This is a genomic window from Deltaproteobacteria bacterium (assembly GCA_011773515.1).
In the GTDB taxonomy this organism is placed as follows: domain Bacteria; phylum Desulfobacterota; class Deferrimicrobia; order J040; family J040; genus WVXK01.
The window spans coordinates 4,827-31,767 of the sequence record WVXK01000023.1; the positions used below are offsets into that span (position 1 = coordinate 4,827).

Genomic DNA, 26,941 nt, shown 5'->3' on the forward strand with positions numbered 1-26,941 from the left:
ACAAACATGCCGGCGAACCGGTCAAAGCCCCGCAGGTACTCCTCCTCGAGGCCCGACTTTTCGAAAACCCGGACAAAGTCAAGGATCTCCCTTGCCAGAAATTCCCGCTCCCCTTCCGTGCTCACCGATTCCACGAGCTTGACACCGATGCCGAGCTGCTCTTTCCTCACCCTGCCCCTGATGAAGGCGGCACCCGCCGACAGCCCCGAGCAGACGTAGTATCCGACGGGAAAATCGAGATCGAATATGTTCAGGAGGATTCCCAGCCCTCCCTGGGCATACTCCATGAAGTAGTCACCCATCCCTTTATCGTACCCGAGCCCGAAGATGCCAACGGGAGGGACCCGTTCGTCGATTTCGCTCCTGAAGCGCTCGAGATAGGCTTCGAACCCCAGGCTCTGGATAAGCGCCTTTCTCTCCTGGTACCTCCTGAGCAGGTCTTCCCTGATCCCGTGATCGTCCAGAAACCCGTGCTCCTCCCCGGCCTGCTTTTTCCAGACCGAGGGCAGCCCCGCCTTGAAGAGGAGAAGATTTCTCACGCCCCCTCCCTTCGCAACCCTGAACTTTCCCGATATCGCGTAGGAGGCAAAGAGGTCGTTCACCCTTCCCGCTATGTTTATCTCCCGTGGATTCGCTGTGTTCCCCACGCCCACCTGGGCGTCTCCGGGAATGTACGTGCTGCCCTGCTTGGAAGGATAGGTGAATACCTTTACACCTCTGGCGAAGGCAAAGGAGTTGTTCCCGGAAAGCCCGTGCACGTGGATCTCCTCCGCCCTGACCCCCACACCGATGTATCTCTGGCCACACACCCCTCTCAGATAATACTTCTTGACTCCCCGCTCCGCGGCCTCCTTCATGGCGAGGTTCAGGGGAAGTGAGCCGCAGACCACGTCCACGTCTATGTAGAGCTCGTCACCACAGACATTTTCGAGGACCTTCTCGATGAACCCCCTCGTTTCGCGCCTCTTTTCGGACAGCGGAGCCAGGTAAAACGCCTGTGCCCTCGAGAGGGGCTGCATCCTGACCTGCCCCGAGATCTCGCCTTTGCCGAAATTCTCATACAGCAGGGGATCGGGCCCATGGTACCGGAACCGCCGGGCGCCCACCACATCCTGATGGGTGCTCATGCCGAGGCCTGCAGCGAAGCCCTCCATCTCCGAATGCCAGGCCCTGTTCATCCGGGCTATTCTCTGCCCGCCCACCTCGGGGTCGATCCTGTGGCCGTACTTTCTCGTGGTGATCCCCCAGGCGCACTGGTCGGTGTGACACCGCTCACAGAGGGTACATCCCACGGGGATGAACTGGGCCATGCCGATGCCGACAAAATCGGCCCCCGCCAACAGGACGAGCATGGCTTCGAAGCCATCTTTGACTCCCCCCTCGGCTATCACCGAGACCCTCTCCCGCAGCCCCGCCTCCCGGAGGGCGATGTCCGCGATGTGGGTGAGATACACGATGTTGAGGCCCCTGTTTTTCAGGTCCATCATGTGGGCGGCGCCCGTCGAGCCGTCCGCCCCCTTGATCGTCATGTAGTCGAACCCGGCTCGTGCGAGGGCAACGACGATCTCGGGAAAATTCCAGGCCGTCCCGTAGACGTCTGCCCCGATTACCTTCTCGTCCCCGAGAAGCGCGCGGAGCGTTTCAACCCTCATGGGGAGCTCTTCTATCGAATACTGCAGGTGCTGCGGGTTCGGTGAGGTGATGGGGCGAAGCGCCTCCACACACCTGATCAGGGCGATCTCGAGGTCATTTTTTATTGCCGGGAGATGACCCCCCTTGCCTTTTTTCGCGTCCTGGCCGTACTTCATGGAAAATCCGGCAAACTTCTCCAGGTCGATCCAGGGACCCAGGCCGCCCGACCCGAACTGGAGGATGATGTGCTTTGCGGCGCTCATCATGTCGGGATGTATGTACCCTTCCCCGCTGAAGAAGGGCCTGCCGAGCTCGATTGACGCGAGAAGGCGTGCCAGAACTGTCTCGTGGGCGTTGGAGCCGTAGCTCATGTTGCAATCGAAAACGGGCGTCCTGACGGGGTACGTTGCCACCCTCTTTCCCAGGACCGCGTCGTCAAGCCTCCCTGCATATTCGAACCGGTGATCCCGCTGGGGGCTCAGAATCTCGGCGGCGTCTATCATCCAGTAATCCCGCAGGCCCGTTCTGACCGGCCCGAGGTGGGAGGAATAGAGAAGGCTCTCCCCCCGTGACCTTGCCAGGTTCTGGTTGATCACCTCGGCATCGGTGACCCTGTTTCCGATATCGGTGTAGTCGGGGTTGTCGAAGACCTTTATGGAATACTGGGGGCAGTACCTGACGCACCTCTTGCAGTTACAGCACTCCTCCTCGACTACGTGGAGGATCTTGTCCACGAAGTACACACCCGACTCGGGCTCTTCTATGCGGTTGCCCTCCTCGTCAACGGGAATCTCCTCCATCCAGAACACGCCGTGGGGAAGCTGCGGGTTGTTCAGGTTGTGGGTACACTCGAAAACGCAGGTGCTGCAGAAGACGCACCCGTGGCCCGGCTCGTCATCCTCGGATGTGACGACCACCCGGTAGCGGGGAGAGTAATTGTACATGCCCAGCTCCCGTGGGGGGTCGTAGACTATCTTGCTCTCCCGTATTATCTTCGTTTTTTCCTTCATCCTTCACGCTTCCCTATTCCACGAATAATCGAGTTTCTCCACCCGCTCCTCTCCTATGCGGTATCCGACTATTTTCCCGGCTTCGGGGGTGCTGAGCGCGACATTCTTGCCCAGCAGGTGTGCCGCAGATATTATCGCCCTCTCCTCGCTCCCCATGATCACCACGTCCTCGCTCTCCCCCACGGCGAAGGGCCTCAGGTGGTCCCTGTCGGTTATTCCCACGAGGATGTCATCCACCAGAACCATGGCCGTAGAGGGGCCGCTCATCTTGAACTGGGAGTAGACGGGGTCCCGGGTGAGATCGAGATATCGCTTTTTTTCGCCTTCGTCCATCATCATGACTTCCCCGGGAAACTTCTGCGCCATGATCCACTCGATCTCCCTGAGGGAGAAGCCCTCCGATATGAGGTGGGCGACCTCGAGAAAGATTGCTTCCGAATCGGTGCCCACCTGCATCCGCACGCCTATCTGCTCGAGGGCCCTGCTGTTCGCCCTGTCCGAAGAGAGGTGGCCGTTGTGGATCCCGGAGACGTTGTAGAGGGCTATCGGCTGCGGGCCCCACCACAGCCCCCTGCCCGTGATCGTGGGCCACCGCATGTGCACCTGAAGGGCGCGTATGTCCTGGTCCTGGTATTGCTCTATCTCGAAGATCTTTATCGTGTCCGAGAGTTCGAAGGCGGTGAGGAACGTTCCCGTCCCCCTCCCGCTGGAAAATATCCGCGCGTCGTCCTTGAAGAGGGTGTTGAACTCGGAGACCCTCTCTATGACGAACCGGTTCTGATCGTCGTGCCTTGCAAGCTCGAGCATCTCCTCACGGGTGGGGGGCGAGACGATGTACCTGACCATCAGGGGCATGTCGTACTCGTAGTAGAACTTCCTCCTCACCATCTCCTCCCTTTCGAGGAGGTGCAGCCCGTACCGGAGAAACCACTCCTCGAGTTCGCTTCTCTTGGAATCCGTCCGGTACATGATGTGGAAGACGAAGAAGTTGATGTTTTCGTAAATTCCTTTCAGCGTTATCCCCGCGCCGGTCCTCGCCCTGTACTGGAGGCAGGAAGCCGAATTGATAAGGGGCATGAGCTCTATTCTGCCCACAGCAGCGAGCAGCCCGCATGACCCGTGCGGGATTCCCCTGTCGCCGCCCGAAAAAGCCTCAACCGTCAGGTCACGGGGCCCGGCAGGGGGCTCTTTTCCCCCGCGCCCTTTGGCCTCAGATGTACTGGTCTTCAATGATCGCCTCCCACCTTTCCTCTTCCGGGACGACGTCCATCGTGTTTCTCGGACATGCCCAGACAGCCTCCTTGGTCTTGTCGGTAACGAGTTCCCGGATGAACTTGAAAAAATGCGCATCCTCGTGCGGGTTCCAGGGAACCATCAGTTTTGCGATCGCCCCCCTCCCGTAGTCATAACACCAGTCGCACTGGGTGCAGATCCCGCAGAAAAAGCAGCGCTTCGCCATTTCAACGGCCACCTCCCTCGAGAGGGGCAGCGTGGTCTCCCTGAAGTTTAAATGCCGATCCACGAGCGGTATCCTGGTCAGCCGAGCCCTGGAGAGTTCCTCGAAGTACCGGACTTTCATCGTGGAGTAATATGCTATCTCCCTGTCCGATCCGATGGATAGCTGCTGGCCCGTCAGAAACCTGTGGACGTCTATTGCCGTATCCTGCCCCGAACCTATTGCCTCAACGATCATCCCGATGTTCGAGGCGAAGCCCGACCGCACATCGCCGGACAAAAACAATCTTTCGGTAAGGGTCGGGTTTCCCGGGTCGCCGGCGACTCTGTTCCCCTCGGGCTTTCCCCCGGGAACGAGGTCCCCGAGGGTAGAGCTCTCCCCGATGGCAGTTATGATCCTGTCTGCCTCAACGGCAAAGTATTGTCCCTCGAGGGGGACCGGCCTCTCTCTTCCCGACTCGTCCGGGGGGCCGAGCTTTGCCCTCTGGAACGTCATCCTGAGTGATCCGTCCCCGTTTTTTTCCACCGAAACGGGAATCGACAGGAAGACGAACCCGATGCCCTCGCTTCCCGCCTCCTCGATCTCGCCCGGGTGGGCTGTCATCTGGGACGGGGTCCTCCTGTAGTAGACCGTCGCTTCAGAACCGAGGCGGACAGCGCTCCTTGCCACGTCGAATGCGGTATACCCCCCGCCGATAACCGCAACTCTCCTGCCGGTATCGATGCGCCCGGAGAGCTCCTCGATCTTGCCCGATTCCATCTCCGAAGAGAGGTTGATCTCCTTTAAAAATGAGACCCCCTTCCAAATCCCGGGAAGGTCATCTCCGGGAATCCCCATATTCCTCTCCTTCAGCGCTCCGGTGGCGATGATGAGCGCGTCGAAATCGGAAGCCAGCCGGGGTAGGTCAGAATCCGTGATCCTGGACGAAAGCTCTATCCTGACACCGCTTCTTGATATGTACTCGATCTCGTAGGATGCGATATCGTCGGGATACCGGTACCGGGGGATGCCGAACCGCATGAGGCCACCTGCTTTCCTCTCGGCCTCGAAGACGGTTACCGAGTGGCCGAGCCTTTTCAGGAAAAAAGCCGACGTGAGTCCGGCAGCTCCCGCACCGACGACGGCCACCCGCTTCCCCGTTGTATCCGGAATCGTTTCCGGAAGAATCCCTCTGTCGAAACCGAAATCAGCAGCAACCCGCTCCAGGGCCATGATATCGACGGGCGTGTCAAACTTCTCCCTGTTGCACGACGTTTCACAGGGATGGTCACAGAACCTGCCGCATCCCCCGGAAAAAGGGTTGGTCTTTTTCAGGACGTGAAATGCCGTTTCAAAGTCGTCATTTGACATAGCGAAGAGAAACCGCGGGATATCGTTTCTCGCGGGACAGCCGGGGTTTTTGAGGTGGTCCGACGTGTAACAGGGGCTCGGCTTTGCGTGATAGATCGGCAAATACTTTTTCATGGACACCTCGATAGCTCTGACCCCTTTTGGGAAGGAAAATCCCCGTGGGATCTACATCTTGAAAATTATACCATAGCGCTCGGGGAAACCGATCTTTTCAAGCTTTAGATTCGTCTGGAGGCCAAAACCCGGTTTCTTCCTATTTCTCTTTCCCTCTGATCCTTACCAGTTCCCCGGCAGCCAGGCAGATGAGTCCGAAGGGAAGATACCCTGCATAGCCCAGGAGGGGCATCTCAAACAGTTGAAATTTATGGAGGTAGGGGATGGCATAGACCCACTTCGACAGGCTGTAATAATTCCACATCTCCCAGAAAAAACCGCATACAAGGGCCGCAACGGACGAGGTTATAACCAGCGTCCAGTCGCCGGAAGCTATACCGGAAAGGACATGTCTTTTTCCGAATACGACCTGAAAGGACACGACCGCGATCAGCGGGGAAAGCCACAGAAACGAGTAGGTGAGTTCCGGGTGCGTTGCGAGGGAGACGAGTCCCAGTGCCGCAGCAAGAAGCGTTATGGAAGCGAACACCTTCGGATGGGCAGGGCGAAGAGGAATGAAATCGGCGTAGCACTCCCTGAAGAAGGGAAACGAAAGGAGCAGATCCTTCGTGCTGAGTACGGCGGGAAGGACCGTCGAAAAGGAAATTGTTGCGTAGAGCACATACTCAGAAGAGGTCAATCCCTCACCACCCGGATAATACCAGTTCTGGACGAAGCGATTCAGGAATTCAAAAACCCACCAGAACACCGTGCTTGCCAGAAAGAGCAGCATGAGATAACCCCTGTCGGACACGAGCATGCATTTGCCGCCGCGTTTGTAGGAATAGGCATTAACCGCAATGATGTAGGAGATCCAGAGGGGCGTAAAGGTGTGGGATTGAAACGGCTCGAACCAGGGGAACCGATTCCACGCCAGCACCCACGATATGGCACCCCCTGCGACCGCTGCCCATCCCCACCACGGGAACGTCCTCTTTTCATGGGATAGCGGCCTGGCCCCTCTCGTTTTCAGACAATATAGCGCCCGACGTGTAAAAGGCACGGAGAGAGAAACAAGAAAAAGGAACCCCACGATGAAATGGCCCCAGGAGAAAGGGGGGTGATCGACGTAGCGGGTAAGGGGAGGAAATTCGAGATACTGCGTCAGCGGTTTTCCCGCCAACGCAACTCCCAGAAGGGGGAGGCCGATATGCATGGCGAGAATCAAAGATACGAGGACAGTGCGCCTTCTCATGTTCAATCCGCAGGCACCGCAAAATTCACAGAGGCGATGGTATCGCACTGTGATCTAAAACAAACCGCATATATGTATTTCGCGCAAGTCATCGATGTGAGGGAACACCAATCACTATAGTGAGTTTCATTTGCCAAAGGAAGGAGAAATTCCCCCTTTTTGGAACAAAATCCCCCTCTCCAACGCCTCTTTTGTCACCACCCTATTCTCGAGGATCCCCACTTCCATCGCATAGTTCCAACACTTCCAGGAAGTCCTCTTGGGACGGAGAATATCATGATTGATACCGCATCTACAGAATTGTAATCGCGCAAGCAAAGACAGGTTCCGCCTGAAGGCCATAACTTGCTGTTATCAATGATAATTTTAATTTTTCTTCCCCTTCGATGGGTGGCACAATTGTTGATGGGTGAGATTATTCGGTACAGTGAGAACAACGTGAGGGCAAGAGAACGCACCGGATCTATAAGCAGATGCGCTTTTCCGGGAAATAGGTGGGCCGGGAGATCCCGAAAAACTGTTACCGCAACGAACCGTGTGTGCCTTACATTTCATGACCTAATCGGTCAAAGGGCAAAGATGATCAACCAGGAAGGACGGTGGGGTTTTATAAACTGCTCCGGCAGGATCATCATACAGCCGCGGTATGACGACGCGAGGGACTTTGCTGAGGGTCTTGCCAGGGCAAAAGTTTCCGGTAAATGGGGCTACATAGACCGTGGCGGTGTGATGGTCATTCCCCCCGCGTATGAAGACGCCCTTGATTTTTCAGAAGGAAAAGCGAGCGTGAAGATCTCCGGGAGGTGGGGGTTCATAGACAGAACGGGAAAAATCGTTATCAGGCCAACCTATGACTTCGCCGGCCGGTTTTCGGAGGGGCTGGCAAGCGTCAAGCAAGACGGCGCCTGGGCATACATCGACAACGAGGGCGCCCACTTCAAGTACATGCAGTTTTACAACAGCTGGGGCTTTTATGAGGGCCTTTCCAATGTGCAGATCAACGGAAGGTGGGGCTATATCAACAAGCTCGGCAAGATTGTCATAAGGCCCAAATTCAGCGACGCCCGGAGATTCTCGGAAGGTTTCGGGCGGGTGCAGATATCATCCAAGTGGGGGTTCGTCGACGCCGCGGGAAATATCCCGATTAGGCCGAGGTTCGTTGATGCCCTCGATTTTTCCGAAGGGCTGGCGTGCGTAAAGGAAAACGACTGCTGGGGATACATAGAAAGGGGGGGGAGTTTTTTCATACGCCCGAAATACACTTCCGCCGGCTCATTTTCAGAAGGGTTCGCACCCGTCGAGGCCCAGGGCAAGTGGGGGTACATGGACAAGTGTGAAAGGATGCTTATCAAACCCCTCTTTGATTACGCGGGGGAATTCAGGGAAGGCCTTGCAAGAGTCTGGTTATCAAAGAGATAGGCCGGTCGCGAATAGATCTCGATTTTTCCGGTAACATTTCCCGCATTTGTGGAAAAAATCAGCAACCTCGTTCAAATTCCCGAATCATATTAATGTATTTTTCGACCTTTTTTGCATGAAAAATAGAATGTTTTTTATCAGATTTGCAGAAAACGTGATAAATTATCGATATAGTAGTTATAACCTGCTTGATTAAAACCCTGATATTAACTGGTCAAACTACACCACTCAAGGAGGCGGGCGATGAAGAGGACACTATTTTACTTCCTTTCAGCCCTTCTTTTTACGGGGCTCATTTCCGGATGTGGGTCAATCAAATACGTCAATCGAGCGCAGACATCCTTCGATGAGGCAAAGGCAGCCGGCGCAGAACAGAAAGCGCCGTTTGAGTACTACGCTGCAGAAGAGTATCTCTCTTTGGCAGAGCATGAAAACGAAGAGGGGGATCACGCCCAGACAAAGATATTCGCCGAAGAATCCATGAAATATTCTTCCGAGGCTCTTGAAATAACGGGAGGAGGTGCAAAATGAGAAAGTTGAGTCTGCTTTCCGTCACTCTTCTTGTTGTCGCGATCGCTTTCGCATCAGGATGTGCCAAGCGCCAGTTGACGAAGAGTGAGTCAGATCGTATTAACGCGATCGAAGCGAAAATAGCAAAGGCGAGGGAAATGGGAGCCAAGGAATGCGATCCGAAAAAGCTTGCCCAGGCTATTGCGGCACTTGACCACGCCAGGCACGAACTCACCGAGAGATACGCCGAGGGTTCTGTAGAGGAGTTGAATACTGCGGAAAAAACCGCCGACGAGCTGCTTGCCAGTACCCAGGTGTGCTGGGATGCAAAGCAGAAAAGGGTCCCCACCGTTTCCTTCTCCGCAAACCCGCCCGTGGTTGAGAAGGGGAACTGCAGCACCCTTTCCTGGACCTCAACCGATGCAACGGAGGCATCAATCGACAATGCCGTCGGGGACGTAGCAACGAGCGGCAACAGGGATGTGTGCCCGCCCCAGACGACTACCTACACGATAAGCGTGACCGGACCGGGAGGCTCGATTACCAGTTCGGTAACGGTAAATGTCACTCCCTCCATGGCGGCAGCAGTGCTTTCCGAATTCGTCATCTATTTTGATTTCGACAAGTCGTTCATACGCGAAGACGCAAAGCCGGTATTGGAAAAGCTGGCAACCTACCTGAAGGGGCACAAAGGCGTCAAAATCCTGATCGAAGGACACTGCGACGAACGGGGAACAAACGAGTACAATTTCGCCCTCGGTGAGCGGCGCTCGCAGGCAGCCAAAAATTACCTGACGGACCTCGGCGTCGACGGGAGCAGAATCAAAACGATCAGCTACGGTGAGGAGAGGCCCGCCGACCCGGGTCACGACGAAGAGGCATGGGCCAAGAACCGCCGGGATCAGTTCGTCGAAGAAAAATAGAGGGTAACGCCCTGGTAAAAAGAAATGGGCCAGCTTATCCTAGCTGGCCCATTCTTATCTCTGGAGCGGGCGACGGGATTTGAACCCGCGACGTCAACCTTGGCAAGGTTGCACTCTACCGCTGAGTTACGCCCGCAAATCCGCTCGATTCGCGTAGAAAAGAGATTACAATAACGCCGGGCTCATGTCAACAGTTTTGGAGCCAAACCGGGAAACGACGATAGACAGGTTCCCCTCGATCCCTCACCCCGGCCGCGGGAAAGGGAGCATGCCCTGGCATCGGATCAACTCCCCTAACGGAAAGGTCGAGCCGCTTCGACGGAAACGGAATGGGTTTTTTAGAATATTTCCCTCAAGAACTTCACGAAGTAATCCAAGCCTGACCATGCAGTCAGAACCAGGGCCACGACGATCAGTATCATTCCTGCAAAATGGAAGTCTATCCCGAAAAAAGTGTAGTGCAGAGTCAGGCAAAAAGTGCCTGCAACCTGAAGCGTCGTCTTCACCTTCCCGACCATGGACGCGGCAATTACCACCCCTTCCGACGATGCCATTCCCCGGAGCGCCGTCACGCCTATTTCCCTCGCCACGATAATGGCTACAATCCAGGCAGGAATCCGTTGTGCAGCCACGAGCATTATGAGAGCGGAAGAGATGAGCAACTTGTCCGCAAGGGGATCGAGAAACTTTCCCAGGTCGGTCACCAGCTCCATTTTGCGGGCGACGATGCCGTCGATCGTATCGGTCAAAGAGGCTATCAGGAAAAGGGCGGAGGCAGCAATGCTCGCCTTTTTCCCGGGATCTATCAGCAGAACAACGACGATGGGAATGATTACTATCCTGAAAAGGGAGAGCAGGTTTGCTGCGTTCAGTTTCTTTACTTCCCCCATTTCTACTCCTTGTACTTCCTGTAAAACGCGAGCACCCTCTCGACGTACGCCTGGGTCTCGGGATAGGGGGGGATGCCGTCATACTTCAAGACCGCCCCCTCGCCGGCATTGTAGGCAGCCAGGGCGAGGGAAATGTTCCCGCCGAATTTATCGACAAGCATTTTCAAGTGATTCACCCCGATCTCGACATTCTTCAATGGATCAAAGAGGTTGTCCTCGTCCTCATCGGGAAAAGATCGCGGGAGAATCTGCATGATCCCCCTTGCCCCCTTGGAAGAAACCGCCTGATGATCATAATTCGACTCGACTTTTATTACTGCCTTTATGAGCGCCGGCTCCAAGCCCTTCAGCTCTGCTATTTCCTCGACGTACCGTATAATCCATTCGTTCCTGGCTTCCCTCGACCTGCCCAGGCTCTTCTCTTTCCTCGTTTCTATGTAGAGGTCGTAGCTCGAGCCTTTCGGGTAATCGGCAAAGTAAACGTCCCCGTTTTCGTCAACATAGCGGTATATGTCCGCTGTCGCAGCAGCCTGGAGGGCAAAGAAGATGATAATCGACGCAGCCATTGTTCGGTTCAGATTTATCATGGTTTAAATTTCCACAATAATGTTTTACGCTATATCATCATAACAGTATACAAATAAACCGAAATCAGAAAAACCATAAAGGAGCTGGTCGATGGAATTTCGATCATCCTATCTAGTAATTGGAAGCGGCGTTGCCGGCCTCAGTTTCGCCCTCAGGGCATCGAAGCATGGTAACGTCAACATAATCACAAAGAGGGAAGTTACCGAATCGAGCACCTATGTTGCCCAGGGGGGAATAGCGTCTGTTTGGGACGCGGAAGACAGTTTTGACGATCATATCAAAGACACCCTCGCGGCCGGAGCAGGTATCTGCCACAAAAACGTTGTCGAGCTCGTTATCAGAGATGGGCCGAACCGGATTAAAGACCTCCTCTCGTGGGGAGTTCAATTCTCAAGAAGGGAAAATTCCGATATTGAAGAGTTCGACCTCGGAAAAGAGGGTGGCCACTCACACAGGAGGATTTTCCACGCATTGGACCTCACGGGAAGAGAGGTTGAGCGCGTCCTTGTCAGCATGGTTCAGGAAAACCCGAATATCAATATTTTCGAATTCCATACCGCAATCAACCTCATAACCCTGAACCGCTTCCAATCCTTCGACCGGTACAAAGCCGATGAGTGCATCGGCGCCTATGTGCTCGAAAACAGGACAGGAAAAATACACACCTTCATAGCAGACTCTACCATCCTCGCGACAGGCGGCTCAGGAAAGGTTTACCTATATACCAGCAATCCCGATATCGCGTCGGGTGACGGTGTGGCCATGGCATACCGGGCCGGGGCAGCCGTGGCAAACATGGAGTTCGTCCAGTTTCACCCCACGTGCCTCTACCACCCCCGGGCCAAATCATTTCTGATATCGGAGGCGGTGAGAGGCGAAGGCGCCACTCTGCTGAGAAAAGACGGCAGGAGATTTATGCCCGATTATCACGAAATGGCAGAGCTCGCACCAAGAGATATCGTCGCCAGGGCTATCGACCTCGAACTGAAGAAGCGGGGCGAAGACTACGTCCTCCTCGACATTTCCTTCAAACCCCCCGAATTTGTCCGGACCCGTTTTCCAAACATCCATGCCACGTGCCTCCAGTTCGGCTACGATATGACGAAGGAACCCCTGCCCGTCGTTCCCGCCGCCCACTACCAGTGCGGCGGTGTCCTGACAGATCAAAACGGTGAAACGGAGATCAAGCGGCTCTTCGCAGCAGGGGAAACAGCCTGTACCGGCCTCCACGGGGCAAACAGGCTGGCAAGCAATTCTCTCCTTGAAGCCCTGGTTTTCTCGAACAGGGCATACGAGAAAAGCCATAAATCGTACCTGGGAAGAAATCAGGTGGGGGAAATATCGATACCGGCGTGGGATCCGGGAAATGCCACCGACCCCGATGAGCTCGTCGTTATATCTCACACCTGGGACGAGATTCGTAGACTCATGTGGAACTATGTCGGCATCGTGAGGTCGAACAAGAGACTCTACAGGGCAAAGGAGAGAATCGACCTGATAAAGAAAGAGATATCGGAATACTACTGGAATTTTGTGCTCTCAACGGATCTTATCGAACTCAGGAACATCGCTACCGTTGCCGACCTTATCATACAGTCGGCTATCGGGAGAAAAGAGAGCAGAGGTCTTCACTCCAACATAGATTACCCCTACCGGGACGATGAAAATATGATGAAAGACACGGTGTTGAGGTTTGAGCGGTTTTACGGTGTATAGACGAGGATTGCCCTGCCCACCGGGGACGCGAAAACCAGTTTCATGTAAGGGTCGGCAAGATCAATCAGGACCCGGTTTTTTGAATCGATATCGAACCGCACGTCGTAGTAACGATACCAGTACCTGTCGCCGAATGGGAAGAATCTGGCGATCTCCTCTTCGTTCAATTCCAGCTGTTTAACGTTGGAGGGTTTGATCTTCTCCTCTTTGCCGGTTACAAGGTACACGCTCCAGACAGTCTTGGCATCGTCAAGATCATTGATCCTGTCGTTGCTCGTGTAGAGAGCGACGACAAATCTCGCCTTCCCCGCAGACTCCTCTTCGATGAATTTTCTAATAGCTTCCTTTCTCCCTTCGTCGAGGTAGTACACACTGTAATATTCCGAGAGGAATGCCTCCCTGAACTCCGGGGTAAAGATCGTGCCGTGCACGATGAAACTCGTCTCGATGCCATGATACACACCCTTCGTCGAGGTGTGTCTATCGAATATGGAGGAGTATTTTCCCGAACGGGTAGTTTTTTCATACTGTGACATCTTTTTCGGCGCACAGGACCCAACGATAAGGAGGGTAAACATCATAACGAGAGGGAACAGAAAAGAGACCTTACTGCTTTTCCTCGATTTCTTCCCGCAGAAAAATGGCTTCCAGATCATAGCCGGCATCTCTGATTGCATCGGCCCCTCCCTCATTCCTGTCGACGAGGCAGATTACCCTGCAAACGTCCAACCCGATGGATTTTGCCCCGTCGATCGCCTTGAGCGTTGACGCCCCTGAGGTTACAACATCCTCAAGTATTGCCACTTTCATTCCTTCTGTCAAATTCCTTGTTCCCTCGATCCAGGCACCCGTGCCGTGCTTCTTTGCTTCCTTTCGGATAATAAAGGAGTGTTTCGGGTTTCCCCGGATGTGGGATATCACGGCAACAGAGGTAACGATCGGGTCGGCCCCGAGGGTCAACCCGCCAACGGCATCTACTTTTTCGCCCTTTTCGTTGAGCATGCCGTAGATCGTGGCTCCAACGAGGTATGCCCCCTCGCTGTTCAGGGTCACCTGCCTGCAATCCACGTAAAAGTCGCTTTCCCTGCCGGATGAGAGGATCACCTTTTTCTTTTCGTATGCCTTTTCCCGTATCAGCTCCAACAACCGTTTCCTGGTCATCTTCCTCCCTCCGGGACAACTATGCCTTGATTTTTATGCTGAGCTGAGCTTTGAAGAGGTGGAGTTGCTCCTGTTCGGCAAAATCAAAAGTAATGGGGTACCTCCCCGAAAAGCAGGCATCACAATAAATGTCACTTCCACTTCCCGGGCAGCACAGATGAAGTCCTTCCACGGTCAGGTATCCGAGGGTATCGGAGGTGAGGTACCGGTTGATCTCCTCAACCGAATGGGTTGACGCAATGAGGTCCCTTCTCATCGGTGTGTCGATCCCGTAATAACAGGGATCGACTGTCGGAGGAGAGCTGATTCGAAAGTGCACTTCTTTTGCCCCCGCAGCCCTGATCATTTTGATTATCTTCCTTCCCGTCGTACCCCGCACGATGGAATCGTCAACGACGACAACTCTCTTCCCCCTCAAGACATCTCTTATCGCATTGAGCTTCAGTTTGACGCCAAAGTGACGAATCGACTGTTGGGGCTCGATAAAGGTTCTTCCCACGTAATGATTTCTTATCAATCCAATGTTGAAGGGGATTCCGCTTTCCTCGGAAAACCCGAGGGCGGCAGGAAGGCCCGAGTCGGGAACAGCGATGACGATATCGGCATCAATACCCTGCTCCCGCGCCAATTGCCTGCCCAGCTCCTTTCTCACCCCCAGAACGCTCGTCCCCATGATCACGCTGTCCGGCCTGGCAAAGTATACGTATTCAAAAATGCAGAACCTCGAAGGTGCAGGCAGGAAAGGCTTCATCGATCTTACTCCACCCTCACTGAGGACCACCATCTCTCCGGGCTCTATATCCCTTACAAGCTCCCCCTCGATAAGATCGAGCCCGCAGGACTCAGAACTGATCACCCAGCCATCCTTGACTTTGCCAAGAACAAGGGGCCTGAATCCGTTAGGGTCCCTCACCCCGATAACCCTGTCATTGGTGAGAAAAACGAGAGAATAGGCCCCCCTGACCTTCATGAGGGCATCGATGATCTTGTTTTCGAGCAGATCCTCCTTTGACTTGGCTATCAGGTGCATGATGACTTCGGTATCCATGGAGGACTGAAAAATTGACCCCTCCTCCTCCAGGTCTCTTCTCAACAGGTGGGCGTTGACCAGGTTACCATTGTGGGAAACGGCGAGTGATCCTTTTTCGAAATCTACCACGAGGGGTTGGGCGTTTTTCAGCTCCGAGGTTCCCGTTGTCGAATATCTCACGTGACCGATCGCCATGTGGCCGGGAAGCTTATCGAGCGTCTCTTCATCAAAGACATCTGCTACGAGGCCCATCTCCTTGTGGAAATAAAGGCACTCCCCGTCAGATGAGGCGATGCCCGCCGATTCCTGCCCCCTGTGCTGAAGGGCGTGCATTCCCAGGTAGGTCAAGTTCGATGCTTCCGGATGGCCAAAAACGCCAAATATTCCGCACTCTTCACGCAATTCAAAAGACATTGGGCTCCCTTTGTTCAGAGGGATATCTTTTTTCTGAAAGACTCCTTCCATAAGGTATATGCTTCACCGATACTTATGTCAACATGCCCCTTTATCACGAATCTCTCCCCACCGGTCTCACCAATCCTGACTTCGGGAACGCCCGATTCCGCTGCAAATGTAACAAAGTCGGCCTCTTTTTCAGGTTTCAAGCTTATTATAACACGGCCCTGGGTCTCCCCGAACAGCGCGGTATCGGGCCTCAAGTCTCCGTAGGGATTGACAACCCTGCAGCCCATGGGACTTTCCGCGGGGGGGAAACAGCATTCAGCCAGTGCCAGCGCCAGCCCTCCTTCGGAAACATCATGGGCGGACTCGAAGTAAAACCTCTTCGCCCCCTCCACGAGAAATCTGTGGAGCCTCTTCTCGTAGTCGAGGTCAATTGCCGGGGGCAGACCCTTAACGAGCCCGTGAACCTCTTTGAGATAGAGCGAGCCTCCTATATCCGCTTTTTTCTGGTCGGGGCCCACAAGATAAACAATGTGGCCTTCCTGCCTGAAGAACTGGGCGAGGGCGATGGTGTAATCCTTGATCACTCCCACCATGGCAACGGTGGGCGTGGGGAAAATACCCCTTCCCATAGTCTCGTTGTAAAAGCTTACGTTACCCGATACAACGGGCGTCTCGAGAACGCTGCAGGCATGCGCCATTCCCTCCACGCTGTTTTTGAACTGCCACATGACTTCGGGTCTTTCCGGATTCCCGAAATTGAGGCAATCTGTCAATGCAAGCGGTCTTGCTCCCGACACGGCGACATTTCTCGCTGCCTCCGCCACCGTTATGACCCCACCCTGGTAGGGGTCGAGGTAACAGTACCTGCTGTTGCAATCGACACTTATCGCTATGCCAAGGGTAGTTCCCTTCACCCTCAAAACAGCCGAATCAGAGCCGGGGAGAATCACGGTATTCGTCCTTATCATGTGATCGTACTGCCGGTATATCCAGCTCCTGTCGCATCCCTCGACCGAGGAGATGAGCATTTTCAGCACCGAGCCCTGATCTTCGGGAACATCCAGCGCCTCGATATCCAGACGGTTTAGCTCCTCCTGATAATCAGGTTTCTTATGGGGCCTGTCATAAACAGGAGCGTCCGTAGTCAGCGGTTTCACCGGAAGCTCGGCAACGGTGGCGCCGCCTTTGCGAATCCTGACGATACCGTCATCTGTTACCTCACCGATGACGACAGCATCAAGGTCCCACTTTTTAAATATGTCGATAACTTCTCCCTCTTTGCCCCTTTTGGCAACGAGAAGCATCCGCTCCTGTGACTCCGAGAGCATGATCTCGTAGGGCACCATGCCTTCTTCGCGGAGAGGGACGAGATCGAGGTTCATTTCGATCCCGCTTCCCGCTCTTCCCGCCATCTCAAAGGATGAGCTCGTTAGCCCTGCCGCACCCATGTCCTGAATACCGACGATAAAGTCGGTCTTCATAACCTCGAGACAGGCTTCAAGGAGCAGTTTCTCCAGAAAAGGATCACCCACCTGGACGGTAGGGCGCTTTTCCTCGGATTCTTTGTCGAACTCCTCCGATGCCATGGTGGCGCCGTGAATGCCGTCTCTCCCCGTCTTCGCCCCGACATAGATCACGGGATTTCCGACCCCGCCCGCTATTCCTTTGAATATCCTGTCCTTTTTCGCTACTCCCACGGTAAAAACGTTCACGAGAATATTTCCGTCGTAGCACTCGTCCAGGTAGATCTCACCCCCCACCGTGGGGATTCCAATGCAATTGCCGTATCCCGCGATGCCGGAAACCACCCCTTCGACGAGGTAACGGGTCCGGGGATTCTCCGGATTTCCAAAGCGGAGAGAATCGAGCAGGGCTATGGGCCTCGCCCCCATGGTGAAGACATCGCGGAGTATACCGCCAACTCCCGTTGCAGCTCCCTGATAAGGCTCGATGAAAGACGGGTGGTTGTGGGACTCCATCTTGAAAACGGCTGTCAGGCCGTACCCAATATCTATCACGCCCGCATTTTCGCCTGGCCCCTGTATCACGTAGGGGCCCTTCGTCGGAAATTTCGACAGGTGAACCTTCGACGATTTGTAGCTGCAGTGCTCGCTCCAGAGAACGGAAAATATCCCCAGTTCCGTTATGTTCGGGGGCCTGCCGAGGATTTCAAGAATTCTTTCGTATTCCTCATCCGTCAGGTTGTGCTCCCGGATAACCTCGGGAGTTATTGTCACCTCTTTCATGGCATCTTCCCCGCAAGGCTGTCGATGACGGATTCAAATATGTGCCTTCCATCCACAGACCCAAGCTCGGGCTCCGAGCACCTCTCGGGATGGGGCATCATTCCCACCACATTTCTCTCACGGTTACAGATGCCCGCAATATTCTTCACGGATCCATTCGGGTTCGCCGACTCCACCACGTTTCCCCCGGCATCACAGTATTTGAAAACAATCTGATCGTTGTCTTCGAGCTCCAAAAGAGTTTCAGCCGATGCCGTATAGTTCCCCTGGTAGTGCGCCACGGGAATTTTCAGAACGCTTCCTCTTTGAAGGCTCGACGTGAAGGGCGTGTCCTGTGTCTCCGTGCGAAGATAGACATGGTCACAGATAAACTTCAGAGAAACGTTGGCCATCATTGCGCCGGGGAGCAACCCCGCCTCCAGCAGTATCTGGAAGCCATTGCAAATACCGATGACGGGGGCACCCCTCTTTACGAATGTCTTGAGGGCAGACATAACCGGCGAGAGCTTCGCCATGGCTCCCGTCCTCAGATAATCACCGTAGGTAAACCCTCCCGGCACAACCACGAGATCATATCGATCGAGGCTCGTCTCCTTGTGCCAGACAAAATCCGTGTCCATCTTGAAGACGTGTTTCAAAACATGGTAGCAATCGTGATCGCAGTTTGATCCCGGAAAAACGAGCACCCCTCCTTTCATTTACCCCTCTCCAGCAAAATTGTCACCCCTTTCGATCATCGATTATTTCGAAGGTGTAATCCTCGATAACGGGATTCGCCAGGAGCTTCTGGCAAATTTCCTCCAGCAATTTCCTTGCTCTTTCCTCTGTTACATCCTCCAGCTCTATATCCATAACCTTGCCTATCCGTACCCCTTTCACCTCGCCGTATCCGAGGCTGCCAAGCGACCTGGCTACCGCCCTTCCCTGCGGTTCGAGAACCCCTTTCTTCATAGTCACATAAACTCGTGCCTTCACCGTTTTCCCCTTTTTTCTCCCTGTCCCCTGCTTTTTTTATAGATGTAATCGATGTTTCGGAAATAGTATGTGATGTCGAAAACAGAATCAATCTCATCGTCACTCAATACGCTTCTGATAACCCGCGACCTCTTTACTATCGCGTGGAAGTCTCTTTTTTCTTTCCACGCTTTCATGGCGCTTTTCTGAACAACTTCGTACGCTTTTTCCCTGGCCATGCCTTTTTTGGCCAGATCCAGGAGCAACCTCTGGGAATAGAAAAGATTAAAGCTCTTTTTCATGTTTTCTATGATAGCATCCTGATTTACAACGATAGTTTCCAGTACCCCGAGAAACCTGTTGAGCATAAAGTCAAGCAGGATCGTGGCATCGGGAGATATCACCCTCTCGACGGATGAATGGGATATATCCCTCTCGTGCCACAGGGCAACGTTCTCCAGAGACGCCATGCTGTAACTTCTGAGCAACCGCGCCAATCCCGACAGGTTTTCCGTCATGATCGGATTTTTCTTGTGGGGCATGGCTGAAGAGCCCTTCTGACCTTCAGAGAAATACTCCTCAAACTCCTTGAGCTCCGTTCTCTGCAAATGCCGTATCTCAACGGCGAACCGCTCTATCGACGAGCCCACAACGGCCAGCGTCGTGAAATAGCGCGCATGCCTGTCTCTCGGGACGACCTGCGTTGAAACGGTTTCCCCCTTCAGTCCGAGCTTTTTCATCACATATTGCTCGACGTAGGGGTCGACATTGGCAAAGGTGCCGACTGCTCCGCTCAGCTTCCCGTGGGCTATTTCGGCCCTCGCTTCTTTCAGCCTTTCTAAATTCCTCTTCATCTCCTCCATCCAGGAGAGAAATTTCAACCCCACCGTCACCGGCTCCGCATGAATCCCGTGGGTCCTCCCCATTATGGGTATCCCCCTGTACTCATCCGCCTTCGCCCCGAGGAGATCGATGATCTTCTGCACGTCATCGATCAGAATATCCGTGGCCTGCACCAGCTGCACGGCAAGGGATGTATCGAGGATATCGGAGGAGGTGAGACCGAGATGGAGGTATGCCGAATCATTCCCGATATATTCAGCCACGGACTGGAGAAATGCTATCACATCATGTTTTACCACCTCCTCGATCTCGGCTATTCTGTCGATGTTGAAGTTCGCATTCCTCCTAATCCTCTTCACAGCATCAACGGGGACGACACCGCGTCTCGACATCGCCTCGGCAGCAAAAATTTCAATCTTCAACCATATGCGAAACTTGTTTTCCGGTTCCCAGATATAAGCCATGTTCCGCCTGGAGTATCTTTCGATCATATATCCCCCCTGTCAGGCTCTCTCCGTGCTCCCGAAACCACCCTCACCCCTGCCCGTCTCATCGAGCTCATTTACGATCTTCAAGGGAAGCTGATCGTACCTGGAGAATATCATTTGCGCTATCCTGTCTCCTCTTTTCACGACGAAATCGGTATCGCCGAGATTGATGAGGATAACCTTGATCTCCCCACGATAATCGGAATCTATGGTACCCGGCGTATTGAGCAGGGTCACGCCATGTCTGTATGCAATACCGCTGCGGGGCCTCACCTGCGCCTCGTATCCGGAAGGAATGGCAACCGATATGCCCGTTGAAACCAGGGCTCGCCCGTACGGTTTAATTACCAGATCATGGTCAATGCATGCCCTGAGGTCACATCCTGCCGATCCGGGGGTCTGCCGAGACGGTGCGAACAGCGGGTCATCGGTCCCTGTGAGCTTGACCTTGACCACGAATTCCATATTCAGATCAATCCCCCCAACTCGAGATCCTTTTCAGATATGTTTCCTATCGCCGTTACGACAGTGCTGTCTTTGGCGAGCGCATGATCCGCAAAGTCAAACACATCATCTTTGGTAACCCCGTCTATCTGCTTCGCCACCTCTTCGGGTGAAATGTAAGTCCCAAAATACATCTCGTTTGAGGCAAGCCTCGTGAGCCTGAAGTCCGTGGAGTCGAAATTAATGAGCAGACTCCCCTTTATCTGCTCTTTGCCTTTGCCAAGCTCTTCATCGCTCAAGCTATCCTTGTTCATGTCACTCAAAACATCACCGATAACCTTCATAAGGTCTCCCACCTTATCTGGCGTGGTCCCGGCATAGATTTTCAGCATTCCCGAGTCCGCAAAAGTGGATACAGAAGAATATATCGAATAGACGAGGCCTCTTTTTTCCCGGACTTCCTGAAACAGTCTGCTCGACATACCCGAGCCGAGAATGGAGTTCATAACGAAGGCAGGATACCGGTGCACGTCCTTTTTTCCCGGCCCGGGCATGCCGATACACACGTGTACCTGCTCGATACCCCTTTTCTGGACGAAAATTCCACGGGACTTCCGGGGTTTTGTTTTTTCTTCTGCACGCTTTGCCAGGAGAGGAGAGTCAAAGTGGGGGGTGAAGAATGACACCACTTCATCGTGATCGAGGTTTCCAACGGCAATGACAATGATTCCCTGCTTTTTGAAAATGTTGTCGAAGTACTCTCTCAGGGTCTGTCCGCTCAGAGAGCGAACTGTTTTCTGCTTTCCCTGAACCGGAAATCCGAGAGGGTTATCGGGCCAGAAGGAGACGCTCAAGAGGTCATGTATGTGGTCCTCGGGGTTGTCCTCGATCATCAAAATCTCCTGGCACACGACTTCCTTTTCCTTCTCCACCTCACCCTCATGAAAAAGGGAGTTATGAAAAATGTCACAGAGAATTTCAGAAGCCAGCCGCTGATTCTCCTTCAGCACCTTTGTGTAGAAGAATGTATACTCCTTGCTCGTGTAGGCGTTTATTACGCCCCCGACCGATTCGACTTCCCGTGCAATTTCGAGGGCGGACCTGGTCTCGGTCCCCTTGAAGAGCATGTGCTCAATGAAATGGGTAATACCGTTCCTCGCGGCATCTTCTTCCCTGGAACCGGATTCAACCCAGATGCCGAGAGATACGGAATAGACGTGGGGAAGGCTTTCGGTAATGATCCTCACACCGTTGTTCAGTACGGTCTTTCTGTACATACCGGGTTATTTCCTCGGACCATCTTTCCCCCGGCGGTGAGAGGGGCCCCTGCTCGTTCTTTGCTGGCCGTATCCGGCATCATCTTCAGGTTTGATGAGGTCTTTCCTGTTCAAACGGATCTTCCCGTCTCCGTCAACGTCCAGCACCTTGACGTCGACCTCCTGTCCCTCTCTCAGCACGTCAGACACAGCGTTAATTCGCCTGTGTGAAATCTGCGAAATATGGAGGAGGCCTTCCGTACCCGGAAAAATCTCCACAAACGCACCGAAATCCATGATCTTTTTCACTTTTCCCCTGTAGACCTTTCCGATCTCAGCTTCCTGGACGAGCTCCTTTATTATCTCCATTGCCTGCTTCACGCTCTCCTCATCGACGGCATATACCCGAACGGTTCCGTCGTCCTCCACGTCGATTTTAACACCCGTTTGTTCGATAATACCCCTGATGACTTTACCCTGTGGCCCGATGATCTCGCGTATCTTTTCCGGTTTTACCATTAAGATTTCCAACCGGGGAGCATATTTTGAAATCTCCGGCCTCGGCTTGTCCAACGCGCTGTTCATCCTGTCTATGATGAACAACCTACCCTCCCTTGCCTGGGAAAGCGCCCTGCTCAATATCTCCCTGCTTACCCGCTCGACTTTGATGTCCATCTGTATGGCAGTCACTCCCTTGCTGGTACCTGCAACCTTGAAATCCATATCCCCCAGATGGTCCTCGTCTCCCAGAATATCCGAGAGGATAACCGTCTCGTCGCCCTCGGTAATCAGGCCCATGGCGATACCGCCGACAGGAGCTTTGACCGGAACGCCGGCGTCCATAAGTGAGAGAGATGTGCCACACACGGTAGCCATGGAAGATGACCCGTTCGATTCGAGTACCTCTGACACCACCCTGATCGTGTAGGGAAATTCCTCCTCCGATGGGAGTACCTTCGAAATTGCCTTCTCAGCGAGCACTCCGTGCCCTATCTCCCTCCGCGCTGGAGTCCTCAAAAACCTCACTTCCCCCACCGAGTAGGGAGGAAAGTTGTAGTGCAGCATAAACCTCTTTGACGTTTCGCCTGTCAGGGCATCGACGATCTGCTCATCCTCGGCCGTTCCGAGAGTGGTGGCCACAAGGACCTGAGTCTCCCCCCGGGTGAATATTGCTGAGCCGTGAGCCCTCGGCAACACGTTTGTCTCACTCCATATTTCCCTTATCTCCTGAGGTGTCCTTCCATCAATCCTCTTTTTGCTTTCAAAAAGCATCCCGCGAACGAGCTTTTTCTCGATCTCTTTGAAGTACGAGGAGATGACGACCCCCTTCTCCAGAATGTCATTCTCGGAAAACGATCCTTTCACTTCCTCCCAGATCGCCGCTACCCTTTCCCTTCTTTCACGCTTATCGGGGAGCCTGAAAGCCAAGCCCAAGGAGTCAATCGCGTAAGAATCGATCTTTCTCTTCGATTCTTCGTCAAGGGCCGGCTCTTCGAAGCTGATCTTGGAGGTTCCCGCCTCGAGCACCATATTATCCTGGAGATCTATTATTCTCTTTATCTGCTCCCAGCCATGCATGATCGCGTCGAGCACATCATCCTCGGGGACCTCCATCGCATCCCCTTCGACCATGGTTATTCCTTCCCTGCCTCCTGCGATCATGATGCTCAGAGAGCTTCTCAACAGCTCATCGAGAGAGGGGTTGATGACATGCTCCCCGTCCACGATGGCAACTCTCACCGCGGCAATCGGCCCTTTAAAGGGGATCTCCGATAAGGAAAGAGCCGCAGATGCCCCGACGAGAGCCATAACATCAGTGGGGTTGTCGTTATCGAGTGAAAGGACGGTGGTTATCACCTGCACATCGAAGGAAAAACCACGGGGAAGAAGGGGCCTGATGGATCTGTCTATGAGCCTCGATACGAGAATCTCCTGCTCCGTAGGCCTGCCCTCTCTCTTGAAAAATCCTCCCGGTATCTTCCCGGCGGCAAAGGTCTTCTCCAGATAATCCACAACGAGGGGGACGAAGTCCACACCCTCACGGGGTTTCTCCGATATGCATGCCGTGGCGAGAACAACGGAATCACCCATCTTGACGGTTACAGCGCCACCGGCGAGTTTTGCCAGCTTTCCTGTTTCGATTACTATTTCCCTGTTTCCTATTTCAGTAACGTATTCTTTAACCATACTCTCCTCTTTTTTGCTATGTACTTGATTTATTTTCTGAGACCAAGGCGCTCTATCAATTCCTTGTAACGCCGGGAATCGTTAGACTTTAAATATTCGAGCAGCCTTCTCCTCTGGCTCACGAGCTTCAACAGACCCCTGCGGGATGTAAAATCCTTCTTGTGCTCCTTCAGATGTTCCGTAATCTCATTAATTCGTTCGGTAATGAGAGCTACCTGGACTTCCGGTGATCCCGTATCCGTTTCGTGAGTTTTAAACTGCTCGATAATTTCCTTTTTTCTCTCCGTGTTCAAAACCATCTCTTCCTCCTTTTATGCTGAAAAGCTCTCTATCTATAGCACAATTGATACCGCCATGATAGAAATTTATCCCCCGGGAAAGACACACATGTACCGCAGATTACCCCCTCTTTTCTTTTCGATCAGCGCGATGATCTCCCCCCTCGGGTTCTTGACCTTGTACCTGCCGGGAGGAGAGCCTGCGGATAAGAACATCTCAGGCCTCGAACCCTTCATGATCATTTTTTCGCCAAAATCGTCTACAAAAATTCCGGGAATATCGGGCAACGCATTGTCCATGCTGATGAGGGCTTCGTGAAGATTGCCCCTATCTTTCATATCGAGAAGATCTTGCATGCGATAGGCAGAATCAATTTTCAAGAAACCCGATCTTTCCCTTATGATTTTCCTGGCCGTAACCGGTATGCCTATTCTGTCTGCAAGGTCCCTCGCCATGGATCGAATGTAGAAGCCGGCTTCGCAGGAGATTACGACTTCAGCCTCAATACCATTATAGCCGACACATTCGATTTTCCGGCACGTAACTTTTCTCGGTTTCAGCTCGAACTCCACCCCTTTCCTGGCAAGCTCGTAAGCCCTCCTGCCCTTCACCTTGAGAGCGGAAAACCGGGGCGGCGTCTGCAGGTAACTCCCCTCGAAAGATTTTAAGGCATCGGTGAAGGCGCTTCTTTCAAGGGAAAAATTATCAATCTTCTCCGTTACCTTCCCCCTCATGTCGAAAGTTTCCGTGCCGATTCCAAGCCTGAAAAACACCCGGTATTCCTTTTCGCCCTTTAGAAAGAGTGAGCTGATCCTCGTTGCCGAACCAAGAAACACGGGCAAGACCCCCTCTGCATCAGGATCCAGCGTGCCCCCATGCCCCGCCTTGCGAACACCAAAGAGCCTCCTGATCCTTTCGGTGGACCTGAAGGAGGTTGGTCCCCTTTCCTTGCTATAGTTCACCACTCCGGAAACGTCACTCATTGCCGCAACACTCATCGAGCATTTCGTATATTTTCGTGTACACATCTCTTTTCACTTTTGCCAGGTTGCCGCTGAGCTTGAACCCCGCAGCTTTGACATGCCCCCCCCCGTTGAAAAAAGTCGCCACTCTCGCAACGTCAGCGTTTCCTTTTGCACGAAGGGATACCTTGTAAAGGCTGTCATGTTCCTCCCTGAATGAGGCTGCAACGACAACACCCTCCAGAGAGCGCGGATAATTGATGAACCCTTCGAGAAAATCATTGCTTGCCCCCACTATTTCCATGTCCTCCTTGAGTATGGTAATTGAAGCGATCCTCCCATCTTCCAGGATCTCGAGTGTCGAAAGAACCCGGGATAGAAGCTCCAACCTTTTAGGAGGGTGGTGTTCGTAGAGTTGCTCCGAGACAGCCATCGGGTTCGCTCCCCGCTCTACCAGTTCGGCGGCAACTTTCAGAGCAGAGCTGGTTGTGTTGGAGTACCGAAAAGAACCCGTATCCGTTGCAATCGCAACCCACAACAGGGTGGCAATATGTGAATCTATATTTACTCCCAGTCGCTTTATAAGCCTGAACACGAGCTCCCCTGTTGACGAGGCATGGGTGTCGATGTAGGAAAAGTCACCAAACCTGCTCTGAATTACATGGTGATCGATACTCATGACCCTGTCGCAAAAGGAGAGGTGCTCCCCTGCCGAGCCGGTCCTTTCGGGACTCCCACAATCCAGGAGTATACCCACATCGAATAACCGCGCCGGGCCCTGGTTCTGGACCCGCTCAACTCCGGGGAGAAAGCGTAAAAAATAGGGAACAGGGTCCTGATTCAGAACAAACACGTCTTTTCCCATTTGCTCGAGGCTGAGGGCGAGGGCAAGCTCAGAGCCGATCGCGTCGCCTTCGGGATTGATGTGGGTTGTTAGCAAAAAGGAACTCGATTCCTTTATGACCTGACAGATTTTCTCGAGGTCCTCACTCATCTTCCGAGATCTCCCTCATCAACATCTCTATTTTCATGCCCTTGTCGAAGGAATCGTCGTATTTGAACGAAAGCCTGGGAACCCTCTTGATCCTCAATTTTCGCCCAAGCTCTCCTCTGATGAAACCGGACGCTCTCCTCAAGATCTCTCCCGTCTTTCCTATGTCGTTTTCGCTCCCCAGGACTGAAAAGTAAACATCTGCATCTCTTAAATCCTTCGAAATCTTCACATGGGTCACCGTTACGATCTTCAGGCCCGGGTCTTTCATACTCCGCGTTATGACACCTGCAATTTCCTCTTTCAAAAGCATCGCAACCCTGACCGATCTGTCCAACCGCAAGCCAGCCACCTCTCAATAGCTTATAACTTCTATTTCTCTATCGATGACCTCGAAATCTCCGTTCGCGTAGACAAAATCCGTTATCTTGTCGATCAGGGAGTTGACGAGAGCGGTATCCGCTCCAACAACGGCGACTCCGATCTTCGTCCTCTGCCAGAGGTCCTGGTAGCCCACCTCCGCTGCCGAGACGTTGAATTTGTTTCTGATCTTCAAAACGAGCCTCTTTACGTAGCCCCTCTTCTCTTTCAGATTGAACGCCCCGTTGATGAGTATGTCGAAATGTATAACACCGACTACCACTTTCAACCTCAGAGGACGGGTGTTACCTTTTCCAGAACGAAAGATTCGATGATATCCCCCACCTTCACATCGTTGAAATTCTCGAGGCCCAAGCCGCATTCATACCCCTGCAAAACTTCCTTCGCGTCGTCTTTAAACCTTTTCAGCGAGGATACTTTCCCCGTGTACACGATAACATTGTCGCGGAGCAGTCTCACGTTGCTGTTCCTC

The 26,941-nt window shown here is 53.4% G+C and carries 25 protein-coding genes, 1 tRNA gene and 1 pseudogene (1 of these 27 running past the window's edge); 4 read left to right on the forward strand and 23 right to left on the reverse strand.

What is annotated here, in order from left to right:
- The 4 genes from GTN70_02650 to GTN70_02665 all read right to left on the reverse strand — a co-directional run.
- On the reverse strand, positions 1–2,642 hold a 2,642-nt coding region (locus GTN70_02650), incomplete at its 3' end, for a glutamate synthase (GenBank protein NIO15893.1).
- A gap of 3 nt (positions 2,643–2,645) precedes the next feature.
- On the reverse strand, positions 2,646–3,806 hold the full coding sequence (locus tag GTN70_02655; GenBank protein ID NIO15894.1) for a hypothetical protein: 1,161 nt from the start codon (positions 3,804–3,806) through the stop codon (positions 2,646–2,648).
- 46 nt (positions 3,807–3,852) lie between these two features.
- Positions 3,853–5,562 carry an FAD-dependent oxidoreductase gene (locus GTN70_02660; protein NIO15895.1) on the reverse strand — a complete coding sequence of 570 codons (1,710 nt, stop codon included), beginning with the start codon at positions 5,560–5,562 and terminating at the stop codon, positions 3,853–3,855.
- 139 nt (positions 5,563–5,701) lie between these two features.
- The gene (locus tag GTN70_02665; GenBank protein NIO15896.1) at positions 5,702–6,796 is read right to left on the reverse strand and encodes a hypothetical protein; all 1,095 of its coding nucleotides are present in this window, start codon (positions 6,794–6,796) and stop codon (positions 5,702–5,704) included.
- A gap of 579 nt (positions 6,797–7,375) precedes the next feature.
- Between GTN70_02665 and GTN70_02670 the strand changes: the two genes are divergently transcribed.
- From GTN70_02670 to pal, 3 genes are all read left to right on the forward strand, one after another.
- Positions 7,376–8,215 carry a WG repeat-containing protein gene (locus tag GTN70_02670; GenBank protein NIO15897.1) on the forward strand — a complete coding sequence of 280 codons (840 nt, stop codon included), beginning with the start codon at positions 7,376–7,378 and terminating at the stop codon, positions 8,213–8,215.
- A 243-nt stretch (positions 8,216–8,458) separates the two neighbouring features.
- On the forward strand, positions 8,459–8,746 hold the full coding sequence (locus GTN70_02675; protein NIO15898.1) for a DUF4398 domain-containing protein: 288 nt from the start codon (positions 8,459–8,461) through the stop codon (positions 8,744–8,746).
- Positions 8,747–9,300: 554 nt separating this feature from the next.
- A complete protein-coding gene (gene pal / locus GTN70_02680; protein ID NIO15899.1) occupies positions 9,301–9,648 on the forward strand; it encodes a peptidoglycan-associated lipoprotein Pal in 348 nt (115 codons plus the stop codon).
- A gap of 61 nt (positions 9,649–9,709) precedes the next feature.
- Here pal and GTN70_02685 read toward each other — a convergent pair.
- From GTN70_02685 to GTN70_02695, 3 genes are all read right to left on the reverse strand, one after another.
- Positions 9,710–9,784, reverse strand: a tRNA-Gly gene (locus GTN70_02685).
- A gap of 202 nt (positions 9,785–9,986) precedes the next feature.
- The gene (gene pgsA / locus GTN70_02690; protein ID NIO15900.1) at positions 9,987–10,538 is read right to left on the reverse strand and encodes a CDP-diacylglycerol--glycerol-3-phosphate 3-phosphatidyltransferase; all 552 of its coding nucleotides are present in this window, start codon (positions 10,536–10,538) and stop codon (positions 9,987–9,989) included.
- Positions 10,539–10,540: 2 nt separating this feature from the next.
- Positions 10,541–11,125, reverse strand: a complete 585-nt coding sequence (locus GTN70_02695; protein NIO15901.1) for a transglycosylase SLT domain-containing protein — start codon at positions 11,123–11,125, stop codon at positions 10,541–10,543.
- 91 nt (positions 11,126–11,216) lie between these two features.
- Here GTN70_02695 and nadB point away from each other — a divergent pair, with 91 nt between their 5' ends.
- A complete protein-coding gene (gene nadB, locus GTN70_02700; GenBank protein ID NIO15902.1) occupies positions 11,217–12,842 on the forward strand; it encodes an L-aspartate oxidase in 1,626 nt (541 codons plus the stop codon).
- Here the strand turns inward: nadB and GTN70_02705 are convergent.
- From GTN70_02705 to infB, 16 genes and pseudogenes are all read right to left on the reverse strand, one after another.
- On the reverse strand, positions 12,830–13,498 hold the full coding sequence (locus tag GTN70_02705) for a hypothetical protein (GenBank protein ID NIO15903.1): 669 nt from the start codon (positions 13,496–13,498) through the stop codon (positions 12,830–12,832). The two genes, nadB and GTN70_02705, sit on opposite strands and share 13 nt — an antisense overlap.
- Positions 13,449–14,003 (reverse strand): orotate phosphoribosyltransferase, encoded by a 555-nt coding sequence (pyrE, locus tag GTN70_02710; GenBank protein ID NIO15904.1) that lies wholly within the window; start codon positions 14,001–14,003, stop codon positions 13,449–13,451. The genes GTN70_02705 and pyrE overlap by 50 nt, the downstream gene beginning before the upstream one ends.
- 19 nt (positions 14,004–14,022) lie before the next feature.
- Positions 14,023–15,447: an amidophosphoribosyltransferase gene (locus GTN70_02715; protein ID NIO15905.1), complete on the reverse strand. Its 1,425-nt coding sequence runs from the start codon at positions 15,445–15,447 to the stop codon at positions 14,023–14,025.
- 14 nt (positions 15,448–15,461) lie between these two features.
- On the reverse strand, positions 15,462–17,684 hold the full coding sequence (gene purL, locus GTN70_02720; GenBank protein ID NIO15906.1) for a phosphoribosylformylglycinamidine synthase subunit PurL: 2,223 nt from the start codon (positions 17,682–17,684) through the stop codon (positions 15,462–15,464).
- A complete protein-coding gene (gene purQ, locus GTN70_02725; GenBank protein ID NIO15907.1) occupies positions 17,681–18,382 on the reverse strand; it encodes a phosphoribosylformylglycinamidine synthase subunit PurQ in 702 nt (233 codons plus the stop codon). The genes purL and purQ overlap by 4 nt, the downstream gene beginning before the upstream one ends.
- A 22-nt stretch (positions 18,383–18,404) precedes the next feature.
- A complete protein-coding gene (gene purS, locus GTN70_02730; protein ID NIO15908.1) occupies positions 18,405–18,659 on the reverse strand; it encodes a phosphoribosylformylglycinamidine synthase subunit PurS in 255 nt (84 codons plus the stop codon).
- Entirely contained in the window at positions 18,656–19,972 is a 1,317-nt protein-coding gene (locus tag GTN70_02735) for an adenylosuccinate lyase (GenBank protein NIO15909.1), read from the reverse strand. The genes purS and GTN70_02735 overlap by 4 nt, the downstream gene beginning before the upstream one ends.
- A gap of 12 nt (positions 19,973–19,984) precedes the next feature.
- Positions 19,985–20,434, reverse strand: coding sequence for a dUTP diphosphatase (locus GTN70_02740; GenBank protein ID NIO15910.1), 450 nt, complete (start codon positions 20,432–20,434; stop codon positions 19,985–19,987).
- A gap of 2 nt (positions 20,435–20,436) precedes the next feature.
- Positions 20,437–21,690, reverse strand: coding sequence for an insulinase family protein (locus GTN70_02745; GenBank protein ID NIO15911.1), 1,254 nt, complete (start codon positions 21,688–21,690; stop codon positions 20,437–20,439).
- A gap of 6 nt (positions 21,691–21,696) precedes the next feature.
- Complete coding sequence (gene pnp / locus GTN70_02750) at positions 21,697–23,856, reverse strand: polyribonucleotide nucleotidyltransferase (GenBank protein NIO15912.1); 2,160 nt, start codon at positions 23,854–23,856, stop codon at positions 21,697–21,699.
- A gap of 29 nt (positions 23,857–23,885) precedes the next feature.
- Positions 23,886–24,155 carry a 30S ribosomal protein S15 gene (gene rpsO / locus GTN70_02755; GenBank protein NIO15913.1) on the reverse strand — a complete coding sequence of 90 codons (270 nt, stop codon included), beginning with the start codon at positions 24,153–24,155 and terminating at the stop codon, positions 23,886–23,888.
- Between the two features lie 66 nt (positions 24,156–24,221).
- Positions 24,222–25,118, reverse strand: coding sequence for a tRNA pseudouridine(55) synthase TruB (gene truB / locus GTN70_02760; GenBank protein ID NIO15914.1), 897 nt, complete (start codon positions 25,116–25,118; stop codon positions 24,222–24,224).
- On the reverse strand, positions 25,111–26,091 hold the full coding sequence (locus tag GTN70_02765; GenBank protein ID NIO15915.1) for a bifunctional oligoribonuclease/PAP phosphatase NrnA: 981 nt from the start codon (positions 26,089–26,091) through the stop codon (positions 25,111–25,113). Before GTN70_02765 ends, truB begins: the two co-directional genes overlap by 8 nt.
- Positions 26,084–26,431, reverse strand: coding sequence for a 30S ribosome-binding factor RbfA (gene rbfA / locus GTN70_02770; GenBank protein ID NIO15916.1), 348 nt, complete (start codon positions 26,429–26,431; stop codon positions 26,084–26,086). The genes GTN70_02765 and rbfA overlap by 8 nt, the downstream gene beginning before the upstream one ends.
- 12 nt (positions 26,432–26,443) lie before the next feature.
- On the reverse strand, positions 26,444–26,731 hold the full coding sequence (locus GTN70_02775; GenBank protein ID NIO15917.1) for a DUF503 family protein: 288 nt from the start codon (positions 26,729–26,731) through the stop codon (positions 26,444–26,446).
- Between the two features lie 8 nt (positions 26,732–26,739).
- Positions 26,740–26,941, reverse strand: a pseudogene (gene infB, locus GTN70_02780) (translation initiation factor IF-2); it runs 2,246 nt beyond the window's last position.